Genomic DNA, 26,801 nt, shown 5'->3' with positions numbered 1-26,801 from the left:
GTGTCCCAGACAGGGCGACGAGCCGGTCAGGTCCGGCGAGCCGCGTGCACCCGCACCTCCACGGCCTTCACGGCGAGATGCACCCGGGACCCGGGCACGAGGCCGAGCTCGACGACGGCAGCGGGCGTGACCTCGGCGGAGATCGGCAAGTCACCGACCCGCGTCCGCACCCGCACGCGGTCGCCGAGCGGCTCCACGTCGGTGACCAGGGCCGCGAGGGAGTTCCGCGGACTCCCGGTCGGAGCCTCCGCGTGCACCGCCACCGCCGACGGCGAGAAGACGGCCACGACGTCGGCCCCGGCGTCGGGCGAGCGCTCGACCGGCAGCCCGGTGACGGTCGCGTCGGCATGGGTGACGGCGAGCCCGTCCCAGCGTCCGGGAACCAGGTTGAGACCGGCGAGACGGGCGGCGAACGCGCTGCGCGGTCGGGTGAGCACCTCCGACGTCGACCCGGACTCCACGACCCGGCCCTGCTCGAGCACCGCGACCCGATCCGCCAGCAGCAGCGCGTCGAGCGGGTCGTGCGTCACGACCACGACCGAGCGGTCGGCCAGCACGGCGTGCAGGACCTGGCGCACCGCCGGTGCCACGTCGACGTCCAGGGCCGCCATCGGCTCGTCCAGCAGCAGCAGCTCCGGCTCGGCCGCGAGTGCCCGCGCCAGCGCAGCCCGCTGGGCCTGCCCACCGCTCAGGCGGGCCGGACGCCGATCGGCCAGGTCCTCGATCCCGACCCGCACGAGCCACGTCCGTGCGAGGTCGCGCGACGCGGCACGGCCCGCTCCCCTCGACCGCGGGCCGAAGGCGACGTTGTCGAGCACCGACAGGTGCGGGAAGAGCAGGGGTTCCTGCGCGAGCAGCGCCACTCGGCGTCGGTGTGGTGGCACGCCCGTCAGGTCGCGACCCCCGAGCGTCACCCCGCCTCGGCTCGGCGCGACGAGCCCGGCCACGACGTCCAGGACCGTCGACTTCCCGGCGCCGTTCGGTCCCAGGAGCGCGACGGTCTCACCGGGGGCGACCTCGATCCGTGCCGCGACGTCCCGCGTCGCGACCTCGACGTCGCAGACCAGGCCCGCGCGACCCACGGCGCTCACACGGCACCTCGGCCTGGACGCGCCACGGTGATGACGACGACCGCGACCACGACCAGGACCAGCGAGAGCGCGACGGCCGCATCCGGGTCGGTCACCCGCTCGAGGTAGATCTGGGTCGGCAGCGTTGTCGTGGTGCCCTGGAGCGACCCGGCGAACGTGATCGTGGCGCCGAACTCGCCCAGGGAGCGGGCGAAGGCCAGCACCGTGCCGCTCAGGAGCCCCGGCAGCACCAGCGGCAGGCTCACCCGACGGAACACCGTCCGCGGCGGTGCGCCCAGGGTCGCCGCGACGACCTCGTACCGCTGGCCCGCGGTGCGCAGGGCGCCCTCGAGCGAGATGACGAGGAACGGCAGCGCCACGAAGGTCTGGGCCATGACGACGGCCGCGGTCGAGAAGGCCACCTCGATGCCGAGGACCTCCAGCGTCGAGCCGAGCAGACCCCGCCGACCGAACGTGTAGAGCAGGGCGATGCCGCTGACGACCGGCGGTATCACCAACGGCAGCAGGACGAAGGCCCGCACGACGGGCTGCCCCGGAAAGCTCGTCCGGGCCAGGACGAAGGCCATCGGCACGCCCATCAGCACGCACAGGGCGGTGCTGGTCGTGCTCGTGCGGAGGCTGAGCCAGAGGGCGTCGCGTGCCGACGGCGACGAGACGAGCGAGCCGAAGTCGCCCCACTCGACCCGGCTCACCATCGCGACGAGCGGCAGCAGCACGAACACCATCCCCAGCAGCGCCGGGACGTACAGCCAGCGCGGCAGGCCGACGTGCGCGCGCGCCGTCACGGCTTCCCGAAGCCGGCGTCCGCCAGGACCTGCTGGCCGAACGTCGCCAGCACGAGCTCCATGAACTCCTGGGCGAGGTCGGCGTGCTCCGAGCCCTCGACGACGGAGATCGGGTACGTGTTCACGACGGAGTCCGACTCGCGGAACGTGATGCCCTCGACCGCGTCGCTCGCGGCCTTGACGTCGGTCACGTAGACCAGACCCGCGTCGGCCTCACCGGACGCGACCTTCCCGAGCACGTCCGTGACGGACTGCTCCTGGCTGACGGGCGACAGCTCGACACCCGCCTCCTCGGCCACGGCGGCCGTCGCGCTCCCGCACGGCACCTCGACCGCACAGGTCACGAGCTTCACGTCGTCGCCGGCCAGGTCGTCGAAGGAGGAGATGTCTGCCGGGTTTCCCCGCGGCACGACGATCTCGAGGGTGTTCGTCGCGAAGTCCTCGGGACCGACCGCCAGGTCGCCGAGCTTGTCCATGTTCTTGACGTCGGCCGAGGCGAACACGTCGGCCGGCACGCCGGACTGGATCTGCGCGACCAGGTCGGAGGAGCCGCCGACGTTGAGCGTCACGGTCACGGCCTCGTGCTCGGACTCGAACTCCTCGACGATCTCGGTGAACGTCCCCTTCAGCGAGGCGGCGGCGTGCACCGTCAGCGTCACCTGCTCCACCTCGGTGGGCCCGCCCTCGTTCGCTCCGTCCTCGCCGGAGCCACACCCGCCAGCGACGAGCAGCACCGACGCCGCGGCGGCCACCAGCCACCGCCGTTGGGTCATCGTGTCCCCCCGTCCACGGGCGATCCGCAGCCGGACGGGTCGTAGCCGCCGAGCAGACGTGCGCGGCGGACGAGGGCCTCGCTGCTCAGCACCTCGAGCAGAGCGGTCGCGGCCGGGAGGCTCACCCACTCCTCGGCGAGCCAGAGCTCGACCGCGTGGGTCTCGAGCGGGGCGAAGGCGAGCCCGAGTGCCAGTGCGGCCGGTTCCATCAGCACCCCGGCCTCGCCCGCGCCGTGAAGCACGCGTCGGGCGACGTCGACGTGGCCGGTACCGATCGGTCCCGGGAGGTCGACGTCCGCGCCCGTGCCGCGCAGGGCCCGCGCGAACGCCTGCTGCGTCCCTGCGCCGGGATCACGCTGGACGACGACCGGGCGTCGCTCGGCGATCTGCTCGATCGGCGGCACGCTCCCGGCGCCCAGCGCCGCGAGTCCGACCTGCCACTGGGCGACGTGCCAACGGCGCACGGGCAGCGGCGGCTCGGGGAGCTCTCCGGGACGCGCGTGCACCAGCACCCCGTGCACCCGTCCGGCCGCGAGGGCGGCGATCGAGCGACCCGTCGAGGCGTGTGTGCCGAGCACGCGGTGCCCGGCGCGGTCGACCAGCCCGGTCAGCAGCCCCATGACGGGGTCGCAGCCGGCCAGCACCAGGTCGGCCGGTGCTCCGCCGGGCAGCCACGCCACCTCGCGCCCGTCCCAGACGCCGTCGGCCAGCGACCACGACTCGGATCCGTCCGCCCCGTACCCGCGCGGAACCGACACCAGGGTGTCGCCGACGAGGGCTCCGACGACGGCGGTGCCGGGTGGGCGCACCTCGCCCAGGACGTCGACCGCGGCCGAGGCGCGCGGCGCGAACAGGCGCTCCACCGTGGTGTCGAGGGCCCGGGCCAGGCCGAGCGCGGCCGAGACGCCCGGGTCGTGGCGGCCCGACTCGACGGCACCCACGAGCTGGCGGGTCACCCCGGACCGCCGGGCCAGCTCGGCCTGCGACCAGCCGCGAGCCCGTCGCTCGTGCTGTACCCGGCGCGATGCCTGGATCCTGTCACTCATGCCCGGATCGTATCCGCTCAGAAACTTTTTCGACATCGACCCATCCGCTCCCCCGGGGGTGCCGAAACACAGGTGTACGCACGATCAGTCAATCGAAGGACATTCTCATGAGCACCATCCGCACGCACAAGACTCGCAAGGTCATGACGGGCCTGGCGCTCGCCGCCGTCATCTCGCTGCCGCTGGCCGCTTGCTCGTCCACCGACGACAGCGACTCCGGCTCCAGCTCGGACTCGAACTCGGTCGCCGAGCCGGTCGCCCGCATCAACGCCCTCTCGGGTGTCGACACCGGCATCCTCCTGGACGCCGGCTTCGCCGAGGCCCTCACGACCCTGGGCCTGACGCCCGGCACCGTGGGCACCGCGACCCTCGCCGACGGCTCGATCAACTTCCCGATCACCGGCGGCAACGTGACCTACTTCGAGCCCGGCACGGCCAAGCCGTACGTCATCGGCCAGGTCCAGCACGAGGGCTCGGGCCTGTCGCTGACCGCCGGCGACACCGTCGTCGAGCTGACCAACTTCAACGTCGACCCCGGCATCTCGCGGGTCTACGGCGACGTCTCGGTCAACGGCGAGACCGTCGTCACCAGCGCCTTCCTGTTCCAGCTGCGTGGCGCGACGCTGAAGCCGCTCCAGACCGAGGGTGACACCGCCATCCTCGAGGGCACCAAGGTCTTCATCTCGCCCGTCGCTGCCGGTCTCCTCAACGAGACCTTCGGCACCGACGCCGTGACCGACCAGCTCCTCGTGGGCGTCGCGAAGATCACGGTCAACACGACGCCGGCTGCCTGAGCCGACGACTGACTGACCGGTAGCGCCCCGCCTTCCTCACGGAAGTGCGGGGCGCTGCCCTTTCGTGGCACTAGGTTCGGGACCAGCCGGTCGCGAGCTGCAGATCCTGTGGCGTGAGAACGAGGAGGTGCGGTCATGAGGCTCCCGACCGTCGACGACGTCGAACGTTTGATCCCCCGGCCGGACGACTTCACGAGCCGCGCCCGAGGCACGGGCCTGTCGGCCCGCGTGGGCATCGTGCTCGGCGTGGCCTTCGGCATCTGCTTCCTCACCGGGCTCTGGAGCCACGTCCAGTACGACCCGCCCGGCTGGCTGCCCATCGGTCCGCAGCCGACGCAGCTGTACCGCATCACGCAGGGCACCCACGTGATCACCGGCATCGCCTCGATCCCGCTGATCCTCGTCAAGCTCTGGTCGGTCTTCCCCCGACTCTTCATCCGTCCTCCGCGGGGTCCCCGCGCGCTGCTCGTCGAGGCCCTCGAGCGGGCGTCGATCGGTGCCCTGGTGGGCGCCTCGATCTTCATGCTCGCCAGCGGCCTGCTGAACATCGCGCAGTGGTACCCGTGGGACTTCAGCTTCCGCGCGACGCACTACGCCGTCGCCTGGGTCGCGATCGGCTCGCTGCTGGTGCACATCGCGGTGAAGCTGCCGGTCATCCGCCAGGCGCTGGGTGCCCCCCTCGACGAAGGCACCGACGACGGCCCGAACGACTCGCCCGACGAGCGCCCGACGGACGACGACTTGCTCACCCGGCGCACGGTCCTCGGGGGCGCGCTCGTCTCGGCCGGTCTCGCCGCGCTGCTGACCGCCGGCCAGACGGTCCCCTTCCTGCGCAAGATCTCCGTCTTCGCGGTCCGTGACGGCGAGGGTCCGCAGGGTCTGCCGATCAACCGCACCGCGAAGGCCGCCGGCGCCGACGAGACGGCGATGGATCCGAACTTCGTCCTGGAGCTCATCGTCGGCGGCACCACGATGACCTTCGACCGCGAGCAGCTGGCCGCCCTGCCGCAGCAGACCCACCGTCTGCCCATCGCCTGCGTCGAGGGGTGGAGCCGCAACGCGGAGTGGACCGGCGTCTCGGTGCGCGACCTCATCGCGCTGGCCGGAGCCGATCCGCGCTCCGACATCGTCGTGCGGTCGCTGCAGACCAAGGGCGCGTTCGGGGTCTCGGTGCTCCCGAAGCAGTTCGTCGAGGACCCCCGCACGATGCTCGCGCTCGAGCTCAACGGCGAGACGCTGAGCCTCGACCACGGCTACCCCTGCCGCATCATCGCGCCGAACCGTCCGGGCGTGCTCCAGACGAAGTGGGTCCAGCAGCTGGAGGTGCGCTCATGAGGGCCGTCCGTGCTCTCCTCCTCGTCGCCGGCGTCGGGTTCGGGCTGTGGGGCGTCTGGCTCATGCGCGACTTCACGAGCGACCGTCTGCTCTCGACCGGCACCTGGCTGGCCGGCGGCATCCTGGTCCACGACGCCGTGCTCGCCCCCCTCACGGTCGGCCTCGGCATCGTCGCGTCACGCCTGCTCCCCCATCACTTCCGTGCCGTGACGGGCCTCGCGTTCCTGGTGTGGGCGACCCTCACCGTCGTGTTCCTCCCCGTCCTCAGCGGACAGGGCGGCAAGCCCGACAACGACACGATCCTGAACCGTCCGTACCTGCTGAGCTGGCTCGTGCTGACCGGCGTCCTCGCAGGAGCAGCGGTCGTCGCCGGACTGCGTCGTCGGGCCCGTGCAGCCGGACGCACCGCGGCCGACGCCGGATGACATGCTCTGAGACGTGACTGCTCCCAGCGCCGAGGTGGCCGTGATCGGCGGATCCGGCTTCTACACGTTCCTCGAGGACCCGGTCCAGGTCGAGGTCGACACCCCGTACGGCCCCCCGTCCGCGCCGATCTCGATCGGCTCGGTGGACGGCCGCGACGTCGCGTTCCTGCCTCGGCACGGACCGAACCACCAGTTCCCCGCGCACCGGGTGCCGTACCGCGCCAACCTCTGGGCCCTGAGGAGCCTCGGGGTGCGCCAGGTGCTGGCGCCGTGCGCTGTCGGAGGGCTGCGCCCCGAGCTCGGCCCCGGCACGTTCGTCGTGCCCGACCAGCTCGTCGACCGCACGTCGGGCCGCACGCAGACCTACTACGACGAGGGCGCCGTGCACCTGTCGTTCGCCGATCCGTACTGCCCGCGGCTCCGCGGTCACCTCGTGGAGGGCCTGGCCGGCCACGACCCGGTCGACGGCGGCACGATGGTCGTCATCGAGGGTCCCCGGTTCTCCACCCGGGCCGAGTCGCAGTGGTACACCGCGCAGGGCGGCAGCATCATCAACATGACCGGGCACCCGGAGGCGGTCCTCGCGCGCGAGCTCGCGCTCTGCTACGCCACCGTGGCCCTCGTCACCGACCACGACGCCGGCGTCGACTCCGCCTCCTCGGTCAGCATGGACGAGGTCTTCCGCGTCTTCGCCTCGCACACCGACACCCTCAAGGACGCCCTGCGCTCGGTCGTCGGCGGCATCGGTGACCGCACGTGCGACTGCGGGTCGGCCCTCGACGGGATGACGCTGTCGATCGAGCTGCCGTGAGGATCCTGCTCACCGGGGCCGCCGGCTTCATCGGCACCCACATCGCGGAGCAGGCCCGGGCCCGCGACCACGAGGTCGTCGGGCTCGACGCGTACCTGGCGGCCGCCCACGGGCCCGACGTCGCCCCCGATCCCTCGATCGCGCGACGCGACCTGCGGACCGACGACGTCGACGACCTGCTCGCCGGTGTCGACGTCGTCTGCCACCAGGCCGCGATGGTGGGCAACGGTGTCGACGCGCAGGACCTCCCCGCCTATGCGGAGCACAACGACGCGGCGACCGCCCGACTCCTGGCCGCCATGGCGCGGACGGGCGTCGTCGACCTGGTGGTGGCCTCGTCGATGGTCGTCTACGGAGACGGCCGCTACGCGTGCGAGCGCGACGGCGACGTTCCCCCCGCGGTCCGGCGCGACGACGACCTCGAGGCAGGTCGGTTCGATCCGCGGTGCCCGCAGTGCGGCGGCGAGATCACGTGGCGCGAGATCGACGAGTCGACGCCCTTCCTGCCGCGCACGAGCTACGCCGCGTCGAAGGTGGCCCAGGAGCACTACGCGGCCGCCTGGTGCACGCTGCAGGGCGCCCGGGCGATCGCCCTGCGCTACCACAACGTGTACGGCCCGGGGATGCCCGCGGACACGCCGTACTCCGGTGTGGCCGCGATCTTCCGGTCGGCGATCGCCCGCGGCGAGGCCCCCCGCGTCTTCGAGGACGGCCGACAGGTGCGCGACTTCGTGCACGTGCACGACGTCGCCCGCGCGAACGTCCTCGCACTCGAGCAGGTCGGGCAGCACCCGACCGGACTCACCGCCTACAACGTCGCGTCAGGACGCACCTTCACGATCGGCGAGATGGCGGCTACGCTCGCCCGGGCCGCCGGTGGCGACGAGCCGGTCCTGACGGGTGACTTCCGCCGCTTCGACGTGCGCCACGTGGTCGCCTCCCCCGACGCGGCGCGGGAGGGTCTGGGCTTCACGGCCGAGATCGCGCCCGAGGACGGCCTCGCGCGGCTCGCGACCGACCCGCTCCGGACGCGCTGACGCGCCTACCAGCGCGTCAGCAGCAAGTGCTGCACCAGCAGGGCGATGACGACCTGCGAGGCGAGCAGCGGCGGGTGCCAGCGCCGCGGGAGCAGCAGGGGCAGGGCGACGACCCAGATCGTGAACGGCATCCAGATGCGCTCGACCTCGGCCTTGCTCATGCCCGAGAGGGTCGCCGCCAGGATCGTCAGCAGTGCCGCGGCGGCGAGGGCCGCCAGCACCGTGCGGTCGCGCGGGCTCTCCGCGGCGTCGTCGCCCGGGACCACGTCCGAGGTCTCCTCCATGCGCGAGTCCGCGAGGAGGAACCGGGGGCCGACGGCGCCGCGGAGGGCTTGCACGCCTCGCGGGAAGGCGGCCCACACGGCGAGGCCGACGGTGAAGGTCCACGCCGCGACGTCGGCCCACACCCAGTACGAGTAGGCCCGCTCGGAGGCGATGCCGTCGTAGTAGCGCTCCCGCAGCACCGGGTACGCCTCCCACCAGTGGAACCCGGCCGCGGTGAACGCCGCTGCCACCACGAGGGCACCACCGAGCGCCCACGGCAGGGCCCGCCACGAGCGTCCGATCCACAGCACGGCGAGCGCGAGGATTCCCAGCAGCACCAGCCCGTACGACAGGTACACGCAGAACCCGAGCAGCAGACCAGCGCCGATCCCGGCGGCAACACGGTGGCGTGGGACGCGGGTGGCGATCGCGAGCAGGCACAGCCCCCACGCCGCCACCGCGGTGAAGACGGCGTCACCGTTGACGCCCATGTAGACGGCCACCGGAGCCAGCACGATCCACGGAAGGGCCGCGCGCGCGAGCTTCTCCGACGCGAGGACCTTGAGGGTGACCAGCACGGCGACGATCGCGGTGCTCCCGACCGAGACGACGACGACGCCGATCCAGAACGGGTCGGTGATGCCGAGCCGGTCGAGCAGGACGAAGAACAGCAGCGCGCCCGGCGGGTGACCGGCGACGTGGGTCTTCCAGTTGTCCGGGGAGTCCATCGGGATGTGCTCGATGAAGGTCCGGAGCATCGGCAGGATGGCGTCCACGCGTTGGGCGTCGAAGACGTACTCGCCGGGGCGCTCCTCCACGTCGAAGACGCGGGAGAGACCGTCTGGGCCCTCGGTCATCGCGACGGCCATGGTCCAGGCCCAGGTGGCGACGTAGGCCAGCACCAGCGTCCGGCGCCACGACAGGGTGGCGGCCAGGCGTGGCAGCACCAGCACGAGGACGATGCCGATCAGCACCGCCGGGATCGTCAGCAGGCCGATGCGGGGATCCCAGTCGGCGTGCAGGGGCGGCCAGTTGACCTTGACGTCCTCACCGGTCCAGCGAGGCACGTAGACGGCCAGGGCGACGAGCACGGCACCGGCAGCGGCGGAGATCAGGGCAGCCCGGCGGGAGTACAGGCGGTCTCTCACGGACTCCAGCGTAGGGGGGCCACCACCCGGCTGCCGGTCAGGTGGAGGGTGACCAGAATTGTCGCCGCGCGACCAATACGAGGAAGCCGTAGCGTCGAATCATGGGTATGAGGACCTGTGACGTCGTGATCCCGTGTCGTGACGAGGCCCTGGCCCTTCCGACCGTGCTCGCCGACGTCCCCGACGGCTGGCACGTGATCGTCGTCGACAACGGATCGACCGACGGCACGGCCGACGTGGCCCGGTCGCTCGGCGCCACGGTCGTCGAGGAGCCGCGTCCCGGCTACGGGGCCGCAGTGCACGCCGGAGTACTGGCGGCGACCGCGGAGCACGTCGCCGTGATCGACGGCGACGCCTCGATGCGCCTGGCCGACCTGGTCCCGATGCTCGACATCGTGCGCGGAGGTGGCGCGACGATGGCGATCGGTCGCCGACGCCCGATCGAGCGCGGGGTCTGGCCCTGGCACGCCCGCGCCGGGACGCTCGCGCTGGCGACCATGATCCGGCGCCGCAGCGGCTTCGGCATCCACGACCTGGCCCCCATGCGGGTGTGCCGCCGTGAGGACCTCCTGGCGCTCGGCGTCGAGGACCGACGCTTCGGCTACCCCCTCGAGCTCATGCTCAAGGCCGCGGCCGCGGGCTGGACCGTGCACGAGATCGACGTCCCCTACGGCCACCGGGCCGCCGGGACCCGCTCCAAGGTCTCCGGGTCCGTCAAGGGCACGGCGCGCGTGATCCACGACTTCGCCGGGGTGTTGCGATGAACCCGACCCTCCTGGTCGTCGCGAAGGCCCCCGTGGCCGGATTCGCCAAGACCCGTATCGGTCGCGAGCGCGGCCACGCCCAGGCAGCCGAGGTCGCGGCCGCCTCGCTGCTCGACACGCTCGAGACCGCGATCGCCGTCGGCTGGCCCGTCGTCGTCGCAATGACGGGCGACCTCCACGACGCCGCTCGCGGCGACGAGATCGCTGCCGCACTCACCGCCACCCGGGTCGTCCCGCAGCGCGGCGAGACGTTCGGCGAGCGCCTCGCGAACGCGCACCTCGACGCGGACTCCGGCCACGGAGTGGTGCAGGTCGGGATGGACTCCCCCCAGGTCACCGTCGACGACTACGAGCAGGCCGGGGCGGCGGTCCTAGACGGGTCCACCGTGCTGGGCCCCGCGTCCGACGGCGGCTGGTGGCTGCTCGGCGTGCCCCGCGGCCAGGACGCCCACGTGCTGCCGGCCGTCCCGATGTCGCAGGACGACACGGGCGAGCAGACGGCCCGGGCCCTCGGCGGCGACGTGCACCGCCTGCGCACCCTCACCGACCTCGACACCTGGGCCGACGTGCTCACCGTGGCCGACCAGATGCCCGGCTCCCACCTGGCCCGGGCCGTTGCAGCGACGGTGCTTGCATGATCGACACGAGCAGCGCGTTCGACGGGATGTTCACGGCAGGTTCGGGGCGGTTCGTGGGCTCCGACGGCCGCATGGAGCACCTGGCCGTGCGCCAGTGGGCGGGTCGCACTGACCGCGCGGACCGTCAGCTCTTCACCGACCTCTGCGCGGGACCGACGATCGACCTCGGCTGCGGGCCGGGTCGCCTGATGGGCGACCTGGTCGACCGCGGCATCCCGGCCCTCGGGATCGACGTCTCGGCCGAGGCCGTCCGCCAGACGCGGCGCCGTGGTGCGCAGGCGGTCATGCTCGACGTCTTCGACGACGTGCCCGGCACGGGTGGCTGGCGCCATGCGCTCCTGGCCGATGGCAACATCGGCATCGGCGGCGACCCGGTGCGCCTGCTCCGCCGCGCGCGCGACCTCCTGGACGTCGACGGCACCGTGCTCGTCGAGGTCTCGCCGCTCGGCACCGGGCTCGTGCGCGACCACCGCCGCCTCTGGGTCGAGGGCCGTCTCTCACCGCCGTTCGCCTGGGCCGTCGTGGGCCTCGACGCGATCGACAGCGTCGCGCGCGACGCCGGCCTCCTGGTCACCGACGTCCGCACCGCCGCGGGCCGCCACGCCGTGACCCTCACCCCTGCCTGACCGGCACCAGGGCATCCCGCGTCACACGGCGATCACCGCGTCACCCTGGCCCAGCCGGGTACTTCAGGTGCATGAGCCATGACGAGACAGACACATCCGCAGAGGCCCGCCGAGGCCTTCTCGCCAACGTCGCCGGAAAGGCCAAGGAGGTCGCCGGTGCCGTGACGGGCAAGGACGACCTCGTCGAGGAGGGGCAGATCCAGCAGGCCGAGGCGAAGAACCGCAAGGAAGCCGTGGCCGAGGAGGCCCTGGCGGACGCCAAGCGCGACGAGGCGGCTCGCGAGCTGCGCGAGACGACCCACGAGGCCGCCACCACCAAGGAGGCCCAGCACGACCGGGCCGATGCGGCGCAGCGCGCGGTCGAGCGCGAGAAGCAGGCCGAGCACCAGTCCGCCGAGCAGCAGGCAGCGCAGCAGGAAGCCGTGGAGAGCCGCGCTGCGGAGCAGCAGGCCGAGGCCGTCGCGGCGGACCACCGACGCGAGGCCCAGGCGCTCGCCTCCGACGCTGCCACCACCGAGCAGCAGGCCGCCGAGGACCAGGCGCGCCTCGAGCGCGAGGCCGCCGCCGCCGAGCAGCAGGCCGCCCGGCTGCGTGACCAGACCGAGACCCAAGGATGACCATGATCAGCACCCTCATCGCCCTTCCCTACGAGCTGACCCGCCTCCCGCTGGCGGTCGTGGACCGCAGCGTCTCGACCCGTCTGAGCGAGACCTCCACGGTGCGAGTGACGCTCGACCGCGCGATCGGCACGTCCGACCGCATCGCCGGCGGACTGCTGCACAACGCCTCGATCAGGGCCCGCGGCACCGAGCGCCTCGACTGCTCGGCCTCGCTGCTCCGGGCCGAACAGCTCGACGACGAGGCCCGGGCCCGTCGTGAGACGGCGCGCGACGTCGCCGAGGCGGGTCGCCGGGAGGCTGCCGAGAAGCGCAAGGCGGCCACGCAGCAGGCCGCCTCCGCCCCGGCCGAGGCCCGCAGGACCGAGGAGCAGGGCAAGCAGAAGGCCGCGGCGGACGCCGCAGCCACCGCCGCCGAGAAGAAGAAGGCCGCCGACGAGAAGGCCGCCGCGCGTACCGAGACCGTCGAGCGGCGCAAGAAGCGCACGGCTGCCGCGGCCGAGGCCACGAAGGCAGCGGCTCGCCGCGACGCCAAGGAAGGTCTCCAGGACGCCCGCGAGTCCCAGGAGGCCGCTGCCGAGGCTCGTTCCGATGCCGAGGTGCTGAGCGACGTCGCCAAGGCCAAGAAGCAGGAACGCCAGCAGGACTGACGTCCCGACGAGGAGAGGGGCTGCTTCCGCCGCCGGCGGAGACAGCCCCTCTTCTGCGTGTTCATCGGTCGGGCTGACAGGATTTGAACCTGCGACCCCCTGACCCCCAGTCAGGTGCGCTACCAAGCTGCGCTACAGCCCGTGAACCGTCGGACACTCTATCGCAGTCACTCGGGCACCAGGGGCAGCACCCTCCGCGAACGGAACCTCCGCTCGGCGCCGTCGACCGGATCGGTGAACGCGAGCTCGTGCGCCAGGAGCTGCAGCGGTGAGCGGAAGTCGTCGACCTCGACGTCGAGCACCTCGGGATACAGCGGATCGCCCACGATCGGGAGTCCGAGCCCGGCCAGGTGCACGCGGAGCTGGTGGGTCTGCCCCGTGCGCGGCGTGAGTCGGTAGACCGCCTGCTCCCCCACCACGTGGTCCAGCTCCACCAGCGTCTCGGCGTTGACCGGGGCGTCCGGCACGACCTCGACCTGCCACGCGCCGCGGGCCTTCCGCAGGTGGTTCCGCACCACGAGAGGCAGCCGGAGCCGCGGATCGTGCCGCGCCAGCGCCAGGTACGCCTTCGCGACCGCCCGCTCCTGGAACAGGCTCTGGTACGCGCCGCGCCAGCGACGCTCCGTCGTCAGCACGAGCACCCCCGAGGTGATGCGGTCGAGCCGGTGCGCCGGCGAGAGCTCCGGCAGCCCGAGCTCGTCGCGCAGACGCACGACGACGCTCTGCGCCACGTGCCGTCCGCGCGGGATGGTCGAGAGGAACGGCGGCTTGTCGACCACCACGAGCCGCTCGTCGCGGTGCAGCACGTCCAGCGCGCCAGGAACGACCGGCTCCTCCCGCAGGTCGCGGTGGAACCAGATGAACGTGTGCGGCCGGTACGGGTCGTCCTCACGCACCGGCGACCCGTCGTCACGCACGAACCGTGCGTCGACCAGCATGCCGCCGACGTCGACGCGGTCGGGCAGCCGGTGTCGCAACCACTCGCCCATCGACTCCCACGCGGGAGGCCCCGGCGAGCGGTCGGGGGTGCGGACCCACGCGGGTCCGAGCCCGTGGCGAGCGGGCAGCGGCGGCCGCGGCGGCATGCGACTCCCCTAGCGGCGCTTGCGCTTCTCGCGGACGCGCTGCGTGAGGTGGATCGGCGTCCCGGCGAACCCGAACTCCTCGCGCAGGCGACGCTCCACGAAGCGCAGGTACGTGTCCTCGAGCTTGCCGGAGGTGAACAGCACGAACGTCGGCGGCGCGGTCTGGGCCTGCGTGCCGAACAGGATCTTGGCCTGCTTGCCGCCTCGCACGGGGTGCGGGTGCTCGGCGACGAGGCGACCGAGGAAGGCGTTGAGCTGCCCGGTCGAGACGCGGGTCTCCCACCCCTCGATCGCGGTGTCGAGCGCCCGGACGAGCCGGTCGACGTGCCAGCCGGTGCGCGCCGCGATGTTGATGCGCGGCGCCCACTGCACCTGCACGAGCTCGCGATCGATCTCGCGCTCGAGGTAGAAGCGGCGGTCCTCGTCGACGAGGTCCCACTTGTTGAACGCGATCACGAGGGCCCGGCCGGTCTCGCGGATCGACTGGACGATCCGGATGTCCTGCTCGCTGAGCGACTGGCTGGCGTCGACGATCATGACGGCCACCTCGGCCCGCTCGATCGCCGACGACGTGCGCAGGCTCGCGTAGTACTCGTGGCCCGAGGCCTCGCGCACGCGCTTGCGGATGCCGGCGGTGTCGATGAAGGTCCAGGTGCGGCCGCCCAGCTCCACGATCTCGTCGACCGGGTCGACGGTCGTGCCGGAGGCGTCGTCGACGACGACGCGCTCCTCACCGGCCAGCTTGTTGAGCAGGCTCGACTTGCCGACGTTGGGCTTGCCCACGATGGCGACGCGGCGAGGCCCGGTGGGCAGCTCGCCGTCCCACTCCGGCGCCTCGGGGAGCGCGTCGAGGATCGCATCGAGCATGTCGCCGCTGCCGCGGCCGTGCAGCGCCGAGACGGGGTACGGCTCGCCCAGGCCGAGGTTCCACAACGAGGCCGCCTCGGCCTCGGTGCGCTGGTCGTCGACCTTGTTCGCCGCCAGCACGACCGGCTTGCCCGAGGCGCGCAGGATCTTGACGACGGCCTCGTCGGCGTCGGTGATGCCCACGGTCGCGTCGACCACGAACAGCACGGCGTCGGCGACGGAGACGGCGATCTCGGCCTGGGCCGCGATGCGCTCGGCCAGACCGCGCGCGTCAGGGTCCCAGCCGCCGGTGTCGACGACGGTGAAGTTGCGGCCGTTCCAGGTCGCGTCGTAGGGCACGCGGTCGCGGGTGACGCCGGGGACGTCCTCGACGACGGCCTCGCGTCGTCCGATGATGCGGTTGACGAGCGTCGACTTGCCGACGTTCGGGCGCCCGATGACCGCGAGGACCGGGGTGGGTCCGGTGGGCTGGTCGAGCTCGATGTCTGTCATGTGAAGGTGTCCTGCTGGGGAGGCGGACCAGGAAGGTCGCGCTGGAGGGTCTCGGTGGCCCACTGGACGTGGGCTCGCATCGCATCGGCGATCTTCTCGCTGGTCGCGGAGACCGATGCAGCGTCGCGCGGCCACGGCGTGGCTGCGAAGGTCAAAGGACTACCGTAGACGACGTCCACACGTTGCCCGGGACTCGGCTTGGTCTCGATGCCCGCACCGGGCTCGCGGGTGCCGATCACGGCGACCGGGACGACCGGGCTGCCGGTGGCCAGCGCGAGGTACGCGGTGCCCCCGTAGACGTCGTGCACGAGGCCGTCGCCCCGCTTGCCCTCGGGGTAGACGAGCAGCACCTGGCCGGCCCGCAGGACCCGCAGCGCCGAGCGCAGGGCACCGGCGTCGGTCCGTCCCCGGTGCAGCTTGATCTGGGCTCCGAGGCGCAGGAGACGGCCCGCGTTGCCCTCGAAGGACTCGTGCTTGACGAGGGCGTGCACCGGCCGGTCGGACGTCAGCACGGTGACCGGGCCGTCGAGCCAGCCGATGTGGTTGCTGGCCAGGATGACCGGCCCTGCCTCCGGCACCTGGCCGATGCCCCGGACGTGGACGTCCCAGCGCCGGCCGACACGGCTGCGCAGCAGCGGCCGCAGCAGCCGGTGCGGCCACTCGCGGAGCCCCGAGCGGACCGGGCCCGCCTGGGCGATCGTCGTCACCGGCGCTCCTGCGCGAGCGCGACGATCCGGTCGATGACCTCGTCGAGGGTCAGGAAGGTCGTGTCGATCTCGACGGCGTCGTCGGCCTTCGCCAGCGGTGACGTGGCGCGGGTCGAGTCGATCTGGTCGCGACGCAGGAGCGAGGCGGCCGTGGCTGCGGTGTCGGTGCCGCCCTCCTCGGCCGCGCGCCGGGCGGCACGGGCCTGCGGGTCGGCGACGAGGTAGATCTTGACCGCGGCGTCGGTGGCGACGACCGTGCCGATGTCACGGCCCTCGACGACGATCCCGGCGTCGGCGGCGGCGATGGTCCGACGCTGCAGGTCGACCAGGTGCGTGCGGACCTCCGGCACGGTCGAGACCGGGCTGACGTGACGCACGACCTCGTCGCTGCGGATCTCCACCCCCACGTCGACGCCGTCGGCGAGGATCGTCGGCGCCGACGGGTCGGTGCCCGAGGCGATGTTGACGTCCGCGACGGCAGCGGCGACCGCGGCGGCGTCGTCGGTGTCGACGCCCCGCTGCAGAAGCGCCCAGGTCACCGCCCGGTACATCGCCCCGGTGTCGAGGTAGGCCAGACCCAGGCGCGTCGCGACACCGCGCGCGGTGCTGGACTTGCCGGAGCCGGACGGACCGTCGAGGGCGACGACGAGAGGCAGGGACACAGAACTCCTATCGGTACGCGGACCAGCCGCGTGCGGTGAGGGACGACGTGAGGTGGTCGGCCCGCTCGGCCGCGACCTCGACCTGCGCCAGACCCACGGGACGACCGTACTCGTGGTCGATGCGGAAGTCCTCGATGTTGACGCCGGACTCGCCGATGTCGGTCATGAGCTGCGACAGCACGCCCGGGCGGTCCTCGACGGGCACGAACACCGAGGCGCTCTCGGTGCGGACCTCGCCGTGCTTGCCCGGGATGCGCTGCGTGCCCGCGCGACCGGCGTCCAGCACGTCGGACAGACGTCCGGTGAGCACGTCTCCCCCGGCGGCGAGCGCGTCGAGCACCCGGTCGAGGTCGCCGCGGAGCGACTGCAGCAGGGCCGTGACGGCAGCGGCGTTGCTGTCGAGGATCTGGAGCCACATGCCGGTGGCGCTGCCGGCGATGCGCGTGACGTCGCGCAGGCCGGGGCCGGCCAGGTCGATGTGCTCGCGCGGTGCGCTGGCGAGCAGCCCCGCCGTGAGCACCGAGACCAGGTGAGGGACGTGCGAGACGAGGGCGACCGCCTCGTCGTGCTGGTCGGGGGTGAACGGGGTCGGCACGGCCTCGAGCGCCTGCACGACCGAGGTCACCAGGGCGACGGCCTCGGGTGCGGACTCCGGGAGCGGGACGACCGCCCACGGCCGACCCTCGAACAGCAGCGCCGAGCCGGCCGTGGGTCCGGAGCGCTCGGTGCCGGCCATGGGGTGGCCGCCGACGAAGCGTGCGGCGCCCGGAGTGCCGGTGACGGCCTCGGTGACCGGTCGCTTGACGCTCGCGACGTCCGTCACCACGGCGTGCGGGAACTCCTCGAGCGCCGCGAGCGCGGTCTCGGCCACGGCCGCGGGCGGCACCGCGACGACCACGAGGTCGGGGGCGACGGCCGGCTCGACCGTGCCCGCTCCGACGCTCGCCGCGACCTCGGCGACACCGGGCACCGCGTCACGCAGGTGCACCCGCACGCCACGGGCGGTGAGAGCGAGGGCCGCCGAGGTGCCGATCAGCCCGCAACCGATGACGAGGGCCGTGCTGGGGAGCGCGCCGGCGTCCTGCGTGGGAGGCGTCGCGGTCATGCCTCCACGCTATCGAAGAGCGCCCCGAGCTCGTCGCGCGTCAGGTCGCGGGTGCGCCCGCTCTTGAGGCTCCCCAGGTGCAGCGGGCCGAACGCCGTGCGCGTCAGCTCGATGACCGGGTGGCCCACGTGGTCAAGCAGGCGCCGCACGATGCGGTTGCGCCCCATGTGCAGGTCGAGCTCGACGAGGGACCGGTCACCGCTGACGTCCTTAACCTGGAAGCGGTCGACCTGGGCCCGGCCGTCGTCGAGGTCGACACCGGCCTGCAGCCGGGCGCCGAGCGTGTCGGCGACCCGCCCCTCGACCAGTGCGACGTAGGTCTTGGTGATCTCGAACGAGGGGTGCGCCAGCTTGTGGGCCAGGTCGCCGTCGTTGGTCATGACGAGCAGTCCGGAGGTGTCGGTGTCGAGCCGCCCGACGTGGAACAGACGGTCGTCCCGGTCGCCCAGGAGCGTGTTCAGGTCGGCGCGCCCGCGCTCGTCGCTCATCGACGTCACGACGCCTCGCGGCTTGTTGACGAGCAGGTACGCGTGCTCGCTGGGCGGCGGGAGGCGACGTCCGTCCACCCGGATGACCGCGCGCAGCGGGTCGACGCGCATCCCCATCTGGTCGACGACCTCGCCGTCGACCTCCACGCGTCCCTCGAGCATGAGGATCTCGCAGGCGCGGCGGCTGCCGAGACCGGCCTTCGCCAGCACCTTCTGCAGGCGGATGCCCTCGTCCGAGGGGCCCTCAGTCATGCGTCGCCGCGTCGTCGGTCGCTGCGTCGTCGTCGGCCGCCGCGGTCGTGGCCGGCTCGGCCTCGGCGACGGGAGGCTTCGCCGGTGCGAAGAAGTCGTCCTCGACCTCGTCGAGCTCGGGCAGCATCGGCGCGATCTCGGGAAGCTCGTCGAGGCTCCCCAGGCCCATGCGCTCCAGGAAGTAGCTCGTGCTGCGGTACAGGATCGCGCCGCTCTCGGCGTCGGTGCCCGCCTCCTCGATGAGCCCGCGCGAGACCAGGGTGCGCACGACGCCGTCGACGTTGACGCCGCGGATCGCCGAGATGCGCGATCGACTGATCGGCTGGCGGTACGCCACGACCGCGAGGGTCTCGAGCGCTGCCTGCGTCAACCGGGCCTGCTGCCCGTCGAGCACGAACCGCTCGACCGCGGCCGCGACCGTCTCGCGGGTGTAGAACCGCCATCCGCCGGCGATCGAGCGCAGCTCGAAGCCGCGCTCCTGCTCGTCGTACTCCGCCGCGAGCGCCGCGAGCGCGTCCTCGACGTCGGTCGGCGGGTGACCCACGGCCTGGGCGAGCGTCAGGTGGTCGAGGGGCTGGTCGGCCACCATCAGCACGGCCTCGAGGGCCGGACGCAGCTCGAGCATCTCGAGCTCCAGCTCGTGGGGGCCCCGAGGGAGGTTGCGCTGGGGCAGGCTGGCGTCACTCATCGGGGGTGTCCTTCTCAGACGGGTCGGCGGAGGTCTCGGGGGCGTCGAGGTCGGCGTCGAGCAGCTCGGCCGGGACGACGTGCGCCTCACCGGTGTCGGGCGGTGCGTCGAACTCGATTCCGACCTCGACCTCGCCGTCGTCGCTCCCGGTCCAGCGCAGGTGAAGGTCGCCGAGCGGGGTCGCCTGCTCGAACGCGACCATGCCCTCGCGGAAGAGCTCCAGCAGGGCCAGGAAGCGGGCGACGGTCGTCATCAGATCGGGTGAGTCGGACGTCAGCGTGCGGAACGTGAGGCTGCGCTCGCGGCGCAGACGGTCGACCACGACGTGGGCCTGCTCGCGCACGCTGACCTGCGGCGCGTGCAGGTGGGCCAGCGACAGGATCATCTCGGGCTTCGGCGTGAGGGCCGCCGCGGCGAGTCGGGCCAGGTCGTCGGGCGTGGCCGAGATCAGGATCTCCGGCAGCAGCTGCGCGAAGCGCGGCTCGAGCGGCACGGCCCGCGGGTAGCGCCGCTGCTCGGTCTCGAGCTTCGCGGCGATCTGGGCCGCGACCTGCTTGAACGCGCGGTACTGCAGGAGGCGGGCGAACAGCAGGTCACGCGCCTCCAGCAGGGCGAGGTCCTCCTCGTCCTCCACCTCGGCCTGGGGCAGGAGGCGAGCCGTCTTCAGGTCCAGCAGCGTCGCCGCGACGAGCAGGAACTGGGTGGTCTGCTCCAGGTCGCCCCCGAGCTCGCCGATGTAGGCGATGAACTCGCTCGTGACCTCCGAGAGCGCGACCGCGGTCACGTCCATCTTGTGCCGGCTGATGAGCTGCAGCAGCAGGTCGAACGGACCCTCGAAGCCGTCGATGCTGATCGAGAACCCGGCCTCGGGTGCCGGCTGGGTCAGGGCCTCGGGCTCGCTCACCGCTGGTCCGCGGCGCCGTCGATCCGGCGCACCAGGTCGCTGTCGGTGCCGTTCGCCTCGAAGTCCTCGAGCGCGGCGGCGAGGGCCGCACGCACGATGCGTCCGCGGTCGACGTTGCGCCCCACGGCCGATCGCACCGCCAGGCGGGTCTGCTCGAGCGCCAGGAGCTCCTCGGCGGTGACGTACACCGTGATCTTCTCGTCGTGCTTGACGCGTCCGCTGGCCGCCGGCTTGGCCGGCTCGGCCGCCTCCGGCTGCGGGGCCGGCGCCGGGTCCGGGGCGGACTTCGCGGTCGAGCGGAACAGCTCGTCGGCGCCCGGCATCGCCGGACGTCGACCGGTGCCGGTCGGCTTCTTCACACCGTCGGGCATCGCACCAGCACTTCCCGCGCCAGCTGGCGGTAGGACGCGGCGCCCGGCGACGTCGTGGCGTACTCGGTGATCGGCTCGCCGGCGACGGTCGAGTCGGAGAACTTCACGGTGCGGCGGATGACCGTGTGGAAGACCAGGTCGCCCCATCCCTGCACGAGGGTCTGGAGCACCTCGCGGCCGTGCAGCGTGCGGCTGTCGAACATCGTGCCGAGCAGACCGACGATCTGCAGGCGCGGGTTGGTGCGCTCGCGAACCTTCTCGATCGTCTCCTTCAGCAGCGCGACGCCCCGCAGCGCGAAGTACTCGCACTCCAGGGGGATGATGACGCCGTCGGAGGCCGTCAGCGCGTTGACCGTCAGGAGTCCGAGCGAGGGCTGGCAGTCGACCAGGATCACGTCGTAGTCGTCGCGCACCTCGTGCAGTGCTCGCGCGAGCGCCTGCTCGCGCCCCACCTCGGTCACGAGCTGCATCTCGGCGGCCGAGAGGTCGATGTTGGCCGGCGCGAGGTCGAGACCGGGCACCGACGTCGGGTGGATGATGTCGCGCAGCGTCAGCGAGCGGTCCATCAGCACGTGGTAGATGCTCTGCTCGAGCTCGTGGGCGTTGAGGCCCAGGCCGACCGTGAGCGATCCCTGGGGGTCGAAGTCGACCAACAGCACCTTGCGGCCCGCCTCGACGAGCGCGGCGCCCAGGCTGATGGTCGTGGTGGTCTTGCCCACCCCGCCCTTCTGGTTGCACATCGACAGGACCGTCGCCGGACCGGGGCGCCGGGGCTGCGGCTCGCCGAAGCTGGGAGTCGGACGCCCCGTGGGTCCGGTTTCCTCACTCATGCTGTTCCTGTCCCGTCCGATGTCGACAATCTTGCTCACCCTACCGCCGCTGCCACGACCCTCCACACCGTTCGCGGCAACACGTCAGGGTACCCGTCGCCGGGCCCCGTCCGGGTCCCGCCCAGGCGTCAGCGCTGGGCGCGGGGATGGGCCGCCGCGTACACCTCGCGGAGCCGGTCGACCGTCACGAGGGTGTAGATCTGGGTCGTCGTGACGGAGGCGTGCCCGAGCAGCTCCTGCACGACGCGGACGTCCGCCCCGCCGTCCAGCAGGTGGGTCGCGAACGAGTGGCGCAACGTGTGGGGCGAGACGTCGACGCCGACGCCGGCCTGCCTCGCGGCGCGGGTCAGGACGGTCCACGCGCTCTGGCGGGACAGGCGCCCGCCGCGGGCGTTGAGGAACAGTGCAGGCGTGGAGACCGTGGCCGAGACCAGCAGGGGGCGCGACGTCGTCAGGTACGCCTCGATCGCGGCGAGCGCGTAGCTGCCGACCGGGACGATGCGCTGCTTGCCGCCCTTGCCGCGCAGCAGCAGGGCTCCCTCGTCGCGGTCGAGGTCGTCGACGTCGATGCCGACGGCCTCCGAGATGCGGGCTCCCGTGCCGTAGAGGATCTCGAGCAGCGCCCGGTCACGGCGCGCCAGGGTGGTGCCCGGGGCGCCAGCAGCCTCCAGGATCGCCTCGACCTGGTCGAGCGGGAGCGCCTTCGGCAGCCGTTGGTCGGGACGCGGTGGCCGGACCTCGGCCGCGACGTCGACCATCACGAGCTGCTCGCGCAGCCAGAACCGGTGCAGTCCCCGCACCGTCACGACGTGCCGCGCCACGCTGGCGGGCCCGAGCGGCGGGTGGTCGTCGTCGCCCGTGCGCAGCACCGCGACGAACGCCTGGACGTCGGCCTCCTCGACCTCGGCGGGCACGGCCCGACCGATGGTCCCGAGGTGCTCGAGGTAGCGCCGCAGGTCGCGGCGGTACGACGACAGCGTGTTGTCGGCCAGCCCGCGCTCCACCCCGAGGTGGGCCAGGTAGTCGAGGATCGCGCGCTCGAGGTCGCCCTCGGTCATCGCCCCACCGAGGTCGTCACGCGGGCCCGTTCATCGCGTCCGCCGGGCGTGCTCGGCCAGGATCGCGCTCACGGCGAGCCCGTTGGTGATGCGTCCGTCGAGCACGGCCCCGACCGCGTCGGCGAAGGGCAGCCACCACTGCTCCATGTCGGCCTCCTCGGCCTCCCGCTCGGTGCGCTGGTCTTGCGGCACCGGCGACAGGCCCGTGGCCCGGTAGACCGTGAGCTTCTCGCTCGTGTAGCCCGGCGAGGAGCGGATGACCAGGAGGTGCTCCCAGTGCGCCGCCTGCACGTCGGCCTCCTCCGCGAGCTCCCGCGCCGCGGTGTCCTGCGGCACCTCGCCCTCGACGTCGAGGACCCCGGCCGGAAGCTCGACCATGCGATGGCCCACCGCGTGGCGGTACTGGGAGACCAGCAGGAGCCGGTCGTCGTCGTCGAGGGCGAGCACGCCCACCGCGCCGCGCGGCTGCACGACCGCCCGTGGGTGCTCCCCGCCGGACGGGTCGACGATCGTGTCGCGCCGCAGCGAGACGTAGACGGTGTCGTAGAACGTCTCCGACCCTGTGACGGGCCAGGCCGCCTCCTGGTCGGCCAGTCCGGCCGGTGCGAGCCGACCCGGCAGCGTGGGGTGCGCGCTCACTCGGCGACGGCCGAGTCGGACGCCGGGACCTCCACCGGGAGGCGCGTCTCCCGCTGGCGTCGCAGCGCCGCCTTGACGAGTCCGGCGAACAGCGGGTGCGGACGGGTCGGACGCGACTTCAGCTCCGGGTGGGCCTGCGTGGCCACGTAGTACGGGTGCACCTCGCGCGGCAGCTCGACGAACTCCACCAGGGTGCCGTCCGGCGAGGTGCCGCTGAAGGAGAGTCCCGCGGCCGCGATCTGGTCGCGGTAGCCGTTGTTGACCTCGTAGCGGTGCCGGTGGCGCTCCTCGACCTTGTCGCTGCCGTAGACCTCGGCGACGATGCTGCCGGGCGTCAGGGCGGCCGGGTACGAGCCGAGGCGCATCGTGCCGCCCAGGTCGCCGGCGCCCTCGACGAACGCCTGCTGCTCGGCCATCGTGGCGATGACGGGAGCCGCGGTGTTGGCGTCGAACTCCGTCGAGCTGGCCTCGGCGATGCCGGCCTCGTGGCGGGCGAACTCGATGACCATGCACTGCAGGCCGAGGCAGAGCCCGAGCGTCGGGATGCCACGCTCACGCACGTACTTCAGCGCACCGATCTTGCCCTCGATGCCCCGGATGCCGAAGCCACCGGGCACGCAGACCGCGTCGACGTCGCCGAGCATGCGAGCGGCACCGGCCTCCGTGGCGCAGTCGTCGGACGGCACCCAGCGCAGGTGCACCTTCGCGTCGTTCGCGAAGCCACCGGCGCGGAGCGCCTCACCGACCGAGAGGTACGCGTCGGGCAGGTCGATGTACTTGCCGACCAGCGCGATCGTGATCTCGTCGGCGGGCTCGTGCACGCGGCGCAGCAGGGCGTCCCACTCGGTCCAGTCGACGTCGCGGAACGGCAGGTCGAGACGGCGCACGACGTAGGCGTCGAGGCCCTCGCGGTGCAGCAGCTTCGGCACGTCGTAGATCGACGGGGCGTCGCTGGCCGTCACGACGGCCTCCTGGTCGACGTCGCACATCAGCGAGATCTTCCGCTTGACGCCCTCGGGGATCTCACGGTCCGAGCGGCACACGATCGCGTCGGGCTGGATGCCGATCGAGCGCAGGGCGGCCACCGAGTGCTGCGTCGGCTTGGTCTTGAGCTCGCCCGAGGGTCCGATGTACGGCACCAGCGAGACGTGCAGGAAGAAGACGTTGGTGCGGCCGATCTCGTGACGCACCTGGCGGGCCGACTCCAGGAAGGGCTGGCTCTCGATGTCGCCGACCGTGCCGCCGATCTCGTGGATCACGACGTCGACGTCCGTGCCGCCCATGGCGAGCATGCGGTCCTTGATCTCGTTCGTGATGTGCGGGATCACCTGGACGGTGTCGCCCAGGTAGTCGCCGCGACGCTCCCGTGCGATGACCTCGGAGTAGACCTGTCCGGTCGTGACGTTGGCACGACCCACCAGGTCCTCGTCGAGGAACCGCTCGTAGTGACCGATGTCGAGATCGGTCTCCGCCCCGTCGTCGGTCACGAAGACCTCGCCATGCTGGAACGGGTTCATCGTGCCGGGATCGACGTTGAGGTACGGATCCAGCTTCTGCATCGTGACGCGCAGACCTCGCGACTTCAGCAGGCGACCCAGGCTCGAGGCCGTGAGCCCCTTGCCGAGCGACGACGCGACGCCTCCAGTGACGAAGACGTGCTTGGTGACGGTGTTCCCGTACGACCTGTTGGCTTCCGACCCGCTAGCGGCCAAGGCGACTCCCGTGGTTCAGTGCCCCGTCAGGGGCCGGATGGACAATCCACCACGGGATTCCAGCCTACACCCCGCGAGCCCCCTACTGAGGCAGCTGGCCGTCCGCGCTGCGTGTCGTTCCCCACGACCCGTTCTGTCCGGCGGCCGAACGCACGAGGGCGAGCACCGACACGAGTCGCCCGGCGGCCAGGTCCGTCACGTCGACGGTCGAGAACGAGCCGGCACCGTCGCTGGAACGCACCTGGTCGAGCACTCCCCCGTCGACGCTGGTCGTCGAGGGTCCGACGAGGGCCGCGCCGGCGCCGGAGGTCGAGAGCTGCGAGGTCACCGCGGCGAGGATCTCGCCTCGCGCGCTGTCGGCCGACGTCGGGCCGATCACGACGAGCGCCAGGTCGGCCCGCTGGGTCGGCGCGCTCGGCAGGTCGATCAGACCGCCCTGCTCGAAGGCGGAGCGGATGGTCGAGGCCTGCTCGTCGAGCTCCGGGTCGCCCGTCAGCGCCCGCGCGAGCGCCGCACCGATGCGGCTGTAGCTGTCGTCGCCGGACTGCACGCCCGGGACGTCGGCCGCCGACTGCTCGGCGATCTGCTCGGCGAACTGACGGTTGGCCGAGTCGAGCAGCTTCGTCGTGAGGGTGACCTCGCCGACGACGGTGCCGCCGGCGTCGGAGATGCGGGCCGTGAGGTCGTCGACCTCCGAGGACCGGGCGCCCGGGGTCGTCACGACCACGACGCGGCGGTCGGTCAGGCCCTGCCCGACGAGGCCGGAGGACGCGTCGGCGAAGGCGTTCTCGAACGCCTGCTCGGCGGCGTCGGCCCGAGAGTCTCCCCCGCCCGCGCCGGCGTCGTCGGAGTCGACGAAGGCGACGCCCAGGGCGACGCCGACGGCCAACGCGAGGAAGACCGCCGCGAGCGAGACGACGTGGTAGCGGAAGTTGATCACGACCTGAGTCCTTCGATCCAGGAGCCGAGGTCGCCGAGCTGGTCGGAGACCCACCCGGTGACGTCGCCTCCGGTGGTGGTGAGCGAGAGCGCGACCGCCATGGCGACGATCGCGCTGAGGATGAGAAGGACGATCGGCCAGGCCGAGATGCGTCCCGTGGTCACGTGGGCGACGACCTTCGCGTCGACGAGCTTGGCCGCCGAGCGGAGGCGCACGACGAAGGCCGGACCGACGAGGCCGGGGCTCTGCCCCAGGAAGTCGCCCAGCGTCGGTGCCGCACCGGCGTGCACGATGACGGAGGCGCCGTTCGCGTCGGCCAGCAGGATCGCCAGGTCGGCGTCCTCGCCGTCGGCGACGAAGCGGACGACGTCCTTCTGGTGCTTCTCCAGGCGTTCGGGCGTCTGGATCTGGCCGGAGGCGGTCGTGACCACGAGCTCGCGGGTCGAGTCGAGCACCGCGGAGCTGAAGCCCTCGACCGAGCCGACGACGACGTCGGGCTGGTAGCCCGCCTTCAGGATCAGGTCGGCACCCTTGCCGGCCCCGACCATGACCGGGTCGCGGTCGAGGACGAAGCGCTTGAGCGCCTTCAGGTCGGCGGCCGCGTCGAACGAGTCCGAGACGACCACGACGGCGCGGCCCTTGAGCCGGGTCGACAGGCGCGGCACCCGTGCACCGTCGAGCAGCATCGCGTGCTCGCGACGCAGGTGCTCGGAGGCGTTGACGGACAACGTGTCGAGGCGGGTCGTGAAGTCGCTGGAGGCCTCGGAGTAGTCGGCACGGACCTGGTCGCCGTCGCGCGCGATGCCGCTCGCGACCAGCACACCGTCGCGGAAGATCTTGCCCTCGTGCACGCGCACCAGGTCGCCGCTGCGCAGCCGGGTGACCACGCCCTCGCCCGCCTGGTCGACGAGCGGGATGCCGGCCTCGGCCAGCAGCTCGGGCCCGACCGAGGGGAACTTGCCGGTCGTCGACGCGGCGACGTTGACGACCGCAGCGACCTTGAGCTTGACGAGCTCGGCGGCGTCGTCGGCGTCGAGGTCGGTGCGGTCGATGATCGCGACGTCGCCGGCGCGGACGCCGGCGGTCACCTCGGCGCCGCCCCGCGCGATGCGCGCGGGGCCGGACACGCCGGGGGCGTCGGAGGAGCGCCCGCCGCCACGCTTGAAGATGGACATCGTCGTCCATCGTGCCACGGGG

Annotated in this window: 30 protein-coding genes and 1 tRNA gene; 10 read left to right on the top strand and 21 right to left on the bottom strand. The window is 72.6% G+C overall.

Going from position 1 to position 26,801, the window contains the following annotated elements; genetic code table 11:
* Nucleotides 1–26 precede the first annotated feature (26 nt).
* The 4 genes from LO931_RS12000 to LO931_RS11985 are packed head-to-tail and all read right to left on the bottom strand — an operon-like array spanning nucleotide 27 to nucleotide 3,695.
* Entirely contained in the window at nucleotides 27–1,091 is a 1,065-nt protein-coding gene (locus tag LO931_RS12000; RefSeq protein WP_229053827.1) for a sulfate/molybdate ABC transporter ATP-binding protein, read from the bottom strand.
* Nucleotides 1,088–1,876, bottom strand: a complete 789-nt coding sequence (locus LO931_RS11995) for an ABC transporter permease (RefSeq protein ID WP_370636109.1) — start codon at nucleotides 1,874–1,876, stop codon at nucleotides 1,088–1,090. The genes LO931_RS12000 and LO931_RS11995 overlap by 4 nt, the downstream gene beginning before the upstream one ends.
* The gene (modA, locus tag LO931_RS11990) at nucleotides 1,873–2,649 is read right to left on the bottom strand and encodes a molybdate ABC transporter substrate-binding protein (protein ID WP_229053826.1); all 777 of its coding nucleotides are present in this window, start codon (nucleotides 2,647–2,649) and stop codon (nucleotides 1,873–1,875) included. The genes LO931_RS11995 and modA overlap by 4 nt, the downstream gene beginning before the upstream one ends.
* Nucleotides 2,646–3,695, bottom strand: coding sequence for a substrate-binding domain-containing protein (locus tag LO931_RS11985; RefSeq protein WP_229053825.1), 1,050 nt, complete (start codon nucleotides 3,693–3,695; stop codon nucleotides 2,646–2,648). The genes modA and LO931_RS11985 overlap by 4 nt, the downstream gene beginning before the upstream one ends.
* A 107-nt stretch (nucleotides 3,696–3,802) precedes the next feature.
* Between LO931_RS11985 and LO931_RS11980 the strand changes: the two genes are divergently transcribed.
* The 5 genes from LO931_RS11980 to LO931_RS11960 all read left to right on the top strand — a co-directional run bounded on the left by LO931_RS11980 (nucleotide 3,803) and on the right by LO931_RS11960 (nucleotide 8,097).
* Nucleotides 3,803–4,489, top strand: coding sequence for a hypothetical protein (locus LO931_RS11980; protein ID WP_229053824.1), 687 nt, complete (start codon nucleotides 3,803–3,805; stop codon nucleotides 4,487–4,489).
* A gap of 135 nt (nucleotides 4,490–4,624) precedes the next feature.
* Nucleotides 4,625–5,824: a molybdopterin-dependent oxidoreductase gene (locus LO931_RS11975; protein WP_229053823.1), complete on the top strand. Its 1,200-nt coding sequence runs from the start codon at nucleotides 4,625–4,627 to the stop codon at nucleotides 5,822–5,824.
* On the top strand, nucleotides 5,821–6,249 hold the full coding sequence (locus LO931_RS11970; protein ID WP_229053822.1) for a hypothetical protein: 429 nt from the start codon (nucleotides 5,821–5,823) through the stop codon (nucleotides 6,247–6,249). Before LO931_RS11975 ends, LO931_RS11970 begins: the two co-directional genes overlap by 4 nt.
* A gap of 13 nt (nucleotides 6,250–6,262) precedes the next feature.
* A complete protein-coding gene (locus LO931_RS11965; RefSeq protein WP_229053821.1) occupies nucleotides 6,263–7,060 on the top strand; it encodes an S-methyl-5'-thioadenosine phosphorylase in 798 nt (265 codons plus the stop codon).
* Nucleotides 7,057–8,097: an NAD(P)-dependent oxidoreductase gene (locus LO931_RS11960; RefSeq protein WP_229053820.1), complete on the top strand. Its 1,041-nt coding sequence runs from the start codon at nucleotides 7,057–7,059 to the stop codon at nucleotides 8,095–8,097. Before LO931_RS11965 ends, LO931_RS11960 begins: the two co-directional genes overlap by 4 nt.
* Nucleotides 8,098–8,102: 5 nt before the next feature.
* Here the strand turns inward: LO931_RS11960 and LO931_RS11955 are convergent, their stop codons facing one another.
* The gene (locus LO931_RS11955) at nucleotides 8,103–9,509 is read right to left on the bottom strand and encodes a hypothetical protein (protein WP_229053819.1); all 1,407 of its coding nucleotides are present in this window, start codon (nucleotides 9,507–9,509) and stop codon (nucleotides 8,103–8,105) included.
* 101 nt (nucleotides 9,510–9,610) lie between these two features.
* Between LO931_RS11955 and LO931_RS11950 the strand changes: the two genes are divergently transcribed.
* The 5 genes from LO931_RS11950 (at nucleotide 9,611) to LO931_RS11930 (ending at nucleotide 12,804) form a co-directional block, all read left to right on the top strand.
* Nucleotides 9,611–10,273 carry a glycosyltransferase family 2 protein gene (locus LO931_RS11950; RefSeq protein WP_229053818.1) on the top strand — a complete coding sequence of 221 codons (663 nt, stop codon included), beginning with the start codon at nucleotides 9,611–9,613 and terminating at the stop codon, nucleotides 10,271–10,273.
* Nucleotides 10,270–10,911, top strand: a complete 642-nt coding sequence (locus LO931_RS11945) for a DUF2064 domain-containing protein (protein WP_229053817.1) — start codon at nucleotides 10,270–10,272, stop codon at nucleotides 10,909–10,911. Before LO931_RS11950 ends, LO931_RS11945 begins: the two co-directional genes overlap by 4 nt.
* On the top strand, nucleotides 10,908–11,537 hold the full coding sequence (locus LO931_RS11940) for a class I SAM-dependent methyltransferase (protein WP_229053816.1): 630 nt from the start codon (nucleotides 10,908–10,910) through the stop codon (nucleotides 11,535–11,537). The genes LO931_RS11945 and LO931_RS11940 overlap by 4 nt, the downstream gene beginning before the upstream one ends.
* A gap of 71 nt (nucleotides 11,538–11,608) precedes the next feature.
* Nucleotides 11,609–12,154, top strand: coding sequence for a hypothetical protein (locus tag LO931_RS11935; protein ID WP_229053815.1), 546 nt, complete (start codon nucleotides 11,609–11,611; stop codon nucleotides 12,152–12,154).
* 2 nt (nucleotides 12,155–12,156) lie between these two features.
* Nucleotides 12,157–12,804, top strand: a complete 648-nt coding sequence (locus LO931_RS11930) for a hypothetical protein (RefSeq protein ID WP_229053814.1) — start codon at nucleotides 12,157–12,159, stop codon at nucleotides 12,802–12,804.
* A 68-nt stretch (nucleotides 12,805–12,872) separates the two neighbouring features.
* On the opposite strand, the gene LO931_RS11925 is transcribed toward LO931_RS11930, so the two are convergent.
* The 16 genes from LO931_RS11925 to steA all read right to left on the bottom strand — a co-directional run bounded on the left by LO931_RS11925 (nucleotide 12,873) and on the right by steA (nucleotide 26,779).
* Nucleotides 12,873–12,946: transfer RNA gene (locus tag LO931_RS11925), tRNA-Pro, on the bottom strand.
* Between the two features lie 25 nt (nucleotides 12,947–12,971).
* Nucleotides 12,972–13,793, bottom strand: coding sequence for a pseudouridine synthase (locus LO931_RS11920; protein WP_229054290.1), 822 nt, complete (start codon nucleotides 13,791–13,793; stop codon nucleotides 12,972–12,974).
* Between the two features lie 105 nt (nucleotides 13,794–13,898).
* Nucleotides 13,899–15,248: a ribosome biogenesis GTPase Der gene (gene der / locus LO931_RS11915; protein ID WP_229053813.1), complete on the bottom strand. Its 1,350-nt coding sequence runs from the start codon at nucleotides 15,246–15,248 to the stop codon at nucleotides 13,899–13,901.
* Nucleotides 15,245–15,955: a 1-acyl-sn-glycerol-3-phosphate acyltransferase gene (locus tag LO931_RS11910; protein ID WP_229053812.1), complete on the bottom strand. Its 711-nt coding sequence runs from the start codon at nucleotides 15,953–15,955 to the stop codon at nucleotides 15,245–15,247. The genes der and LO931_RS11910 overlap by 4 nt, the downstream gene beginning before the upstream one ends.
* Nucleotides 15,952–16,617 carry a (d)CMP kinase gene (cmk, locus tag LO931_RS11905; RefSeq protein ID WP_229053811.1) on the bottom strand — a complete coding sequence of 222 codons (666 nt, stop codon included), beginning with the start codon at nucleotides 16,615–16,617 and terminating at the stop codon, nucleotides 15,952–15,954. The genes LO931_RS11910 and cmk overlap by 4 nt, the downstream gene beginning before the upstream one ends.
* A gap of 7 nt (nucleotides 16,618–16,624) precedes the next feature.
* Entirely contained in the window at nucleotides 16,625–17,722 is a 1,098-nt protein-coding gene (locus LO931_RS11900) for a prephenate dehydrogenase (RefSeq protein WP_229053810.1), read from the bottom strand.
* Complete coding sequence (locus LO931_RS11895) at nucleotides 17,719–18,462, bottom strand: pseudouridine synthase (RefSeq protein ID WP_229053809.1); 744 nt, start codon at nucleotides 18,460–18,462, stop codon at nucleotides 17,719–17,721. The genes LO931_RS11900 and LO931_RS11895 overlap by 4 nt, the downstream gene beginning before the upstream one ends.
* Complete coding sequence (scpB, locus tag LO931_RS11890; protein WP_229053808.1) at nucleotides 18,455–19,150, bottom strand: SMC-Scp complex subunit ScpB; 696 nt, start codon at nucleotides 19,148–19,150, stop codon at nucleotides 18,455–18,457. The genes LO931_RS11895 and scpB overlap by 8 nt, the downstream gene beginning before the upstream one ends.
* Nucleotides 19,143–20,054, bottom strand: coding sequence for a ScpA family protein (locus tag LO931_RS11885; RefSeq protein WP_229053807.1), 912 nt, complete (start codon nucleotides 20,052–20,054; stop codon nucleotides 19,143–19,145). Before LO931_RS11885 ends, scpB begins: the two co-directional genes overlap by 8 nt.
* The gene (locus tag LO931_RS11880) at nucleotides 20,051–20,425 is read right to left on the bottom strand and encodes a hypothetical protein (protein ID WP_229053806.1); all 375 of its coding nucleotides are present in this window, start codon (nucleotides 20,423–20,425) and stop codon (nucleotides 20,051–20,053) included. The genes LO931_RS11885 and LO931_RS11880 overlap by 4 nt, the downstream gene beginning before the upstream one ends.
* The gene (locus tag LO931_RS11875; protein ID WP_229053805.1) at nucleotides 20,410–21,255 is read right to left on the bottom strand and encodes a ParA family protein; all 846 of its coding nucleotides are present in this window, start codon (nucleotides 21,253–21,255) and stop codon (nucleotides 20,410–20,412) included. The genes LO931_RS11880 and LO931_RS11875 overlap by 16 nt, the downstream gene beginning before the upstream one ends.
* Before the next feature lie 128 nt (nucleotides 21,256–21,383).
* The gene (gene xerD, locus LO931_RS11870) at nucleotides 21,384–22,313 is read right to left on the bottom strand and encodes a site-specific tyrosine recombinase XerD (protein ID WP_229053804.1); all 930 of its coding nucleotides are present in this window, start codon (nucleotides 22,311–22,313) and stop codon (nucleotides 21,384–21,386) included.
* A 30-nt stretch (nucleotides 22,314–22,343) separates the two neighbouring features.
* A complete protein-coding gene (locus tag LO931_RS11865) occupies nucleotides 22,344–22,952 on the bottom strand; it encodes an NUDIX domain-containing protein (protein ID WP_229053803.1) in 609 nt (202 codons plus the stop codon).
* Complete coding sequence (locus LO931_RS11860; RefSeq protein ID WP_229053802.1) at nucleotides 22,949–24,664, bottom strand: CTP synthase; 1,716 nt, start codon at nucleotides 24,662–24,664, stop codon at nucleotides 22,949–22,951. Before LO931_RS11860 ends, LO931_RS11865 begins: the two co-directional genes overlap by 4 nt.
* A gap of 82 nt (nucleotides 24,665–24,746) precedes the next feature.
* Nucleotides 24,747–25,604 (bottom strand): copper transporter, encoded by an 858-nt coding sequence (locus LO931_RS11855; protein WP_229053801.1) that lies wholly within the window; start codon nucleotides 25,602–25,604, stop codon nucleotides 24,747–24,749.
* Nucleotides 25,601–26,779, bottom strand: a complete 1,179-nt coding sequence (steA, locus tag LO931_RS11850) for a putative cytokinetic ring protein SteA (protein WP_229053800.1) — start codon at nucleotides 26,777–26,779, stop codon at nucleotides 25,601–25,603. Before steA ends, LO931_RS11855 begins: the two co-directional genes overlap by 4 nt.
* Nucleotides 26,780–26,801 lie beyond the last annotated feature (22 nt).

The sequence above is a fragment of the Aeromicrobium sp. Leaf350 genome (assembly GCF_916858655.1).
Taxonomy (GTDB): domain Bacteria; phylum Actinomycetota; class Actinomycetes; order Propionibacteriales; family Nocardioidaceae; genus Aeromicrobium.
This window is presented reverse-complemented; position numbering and strand designations above follow the sequence as displayed.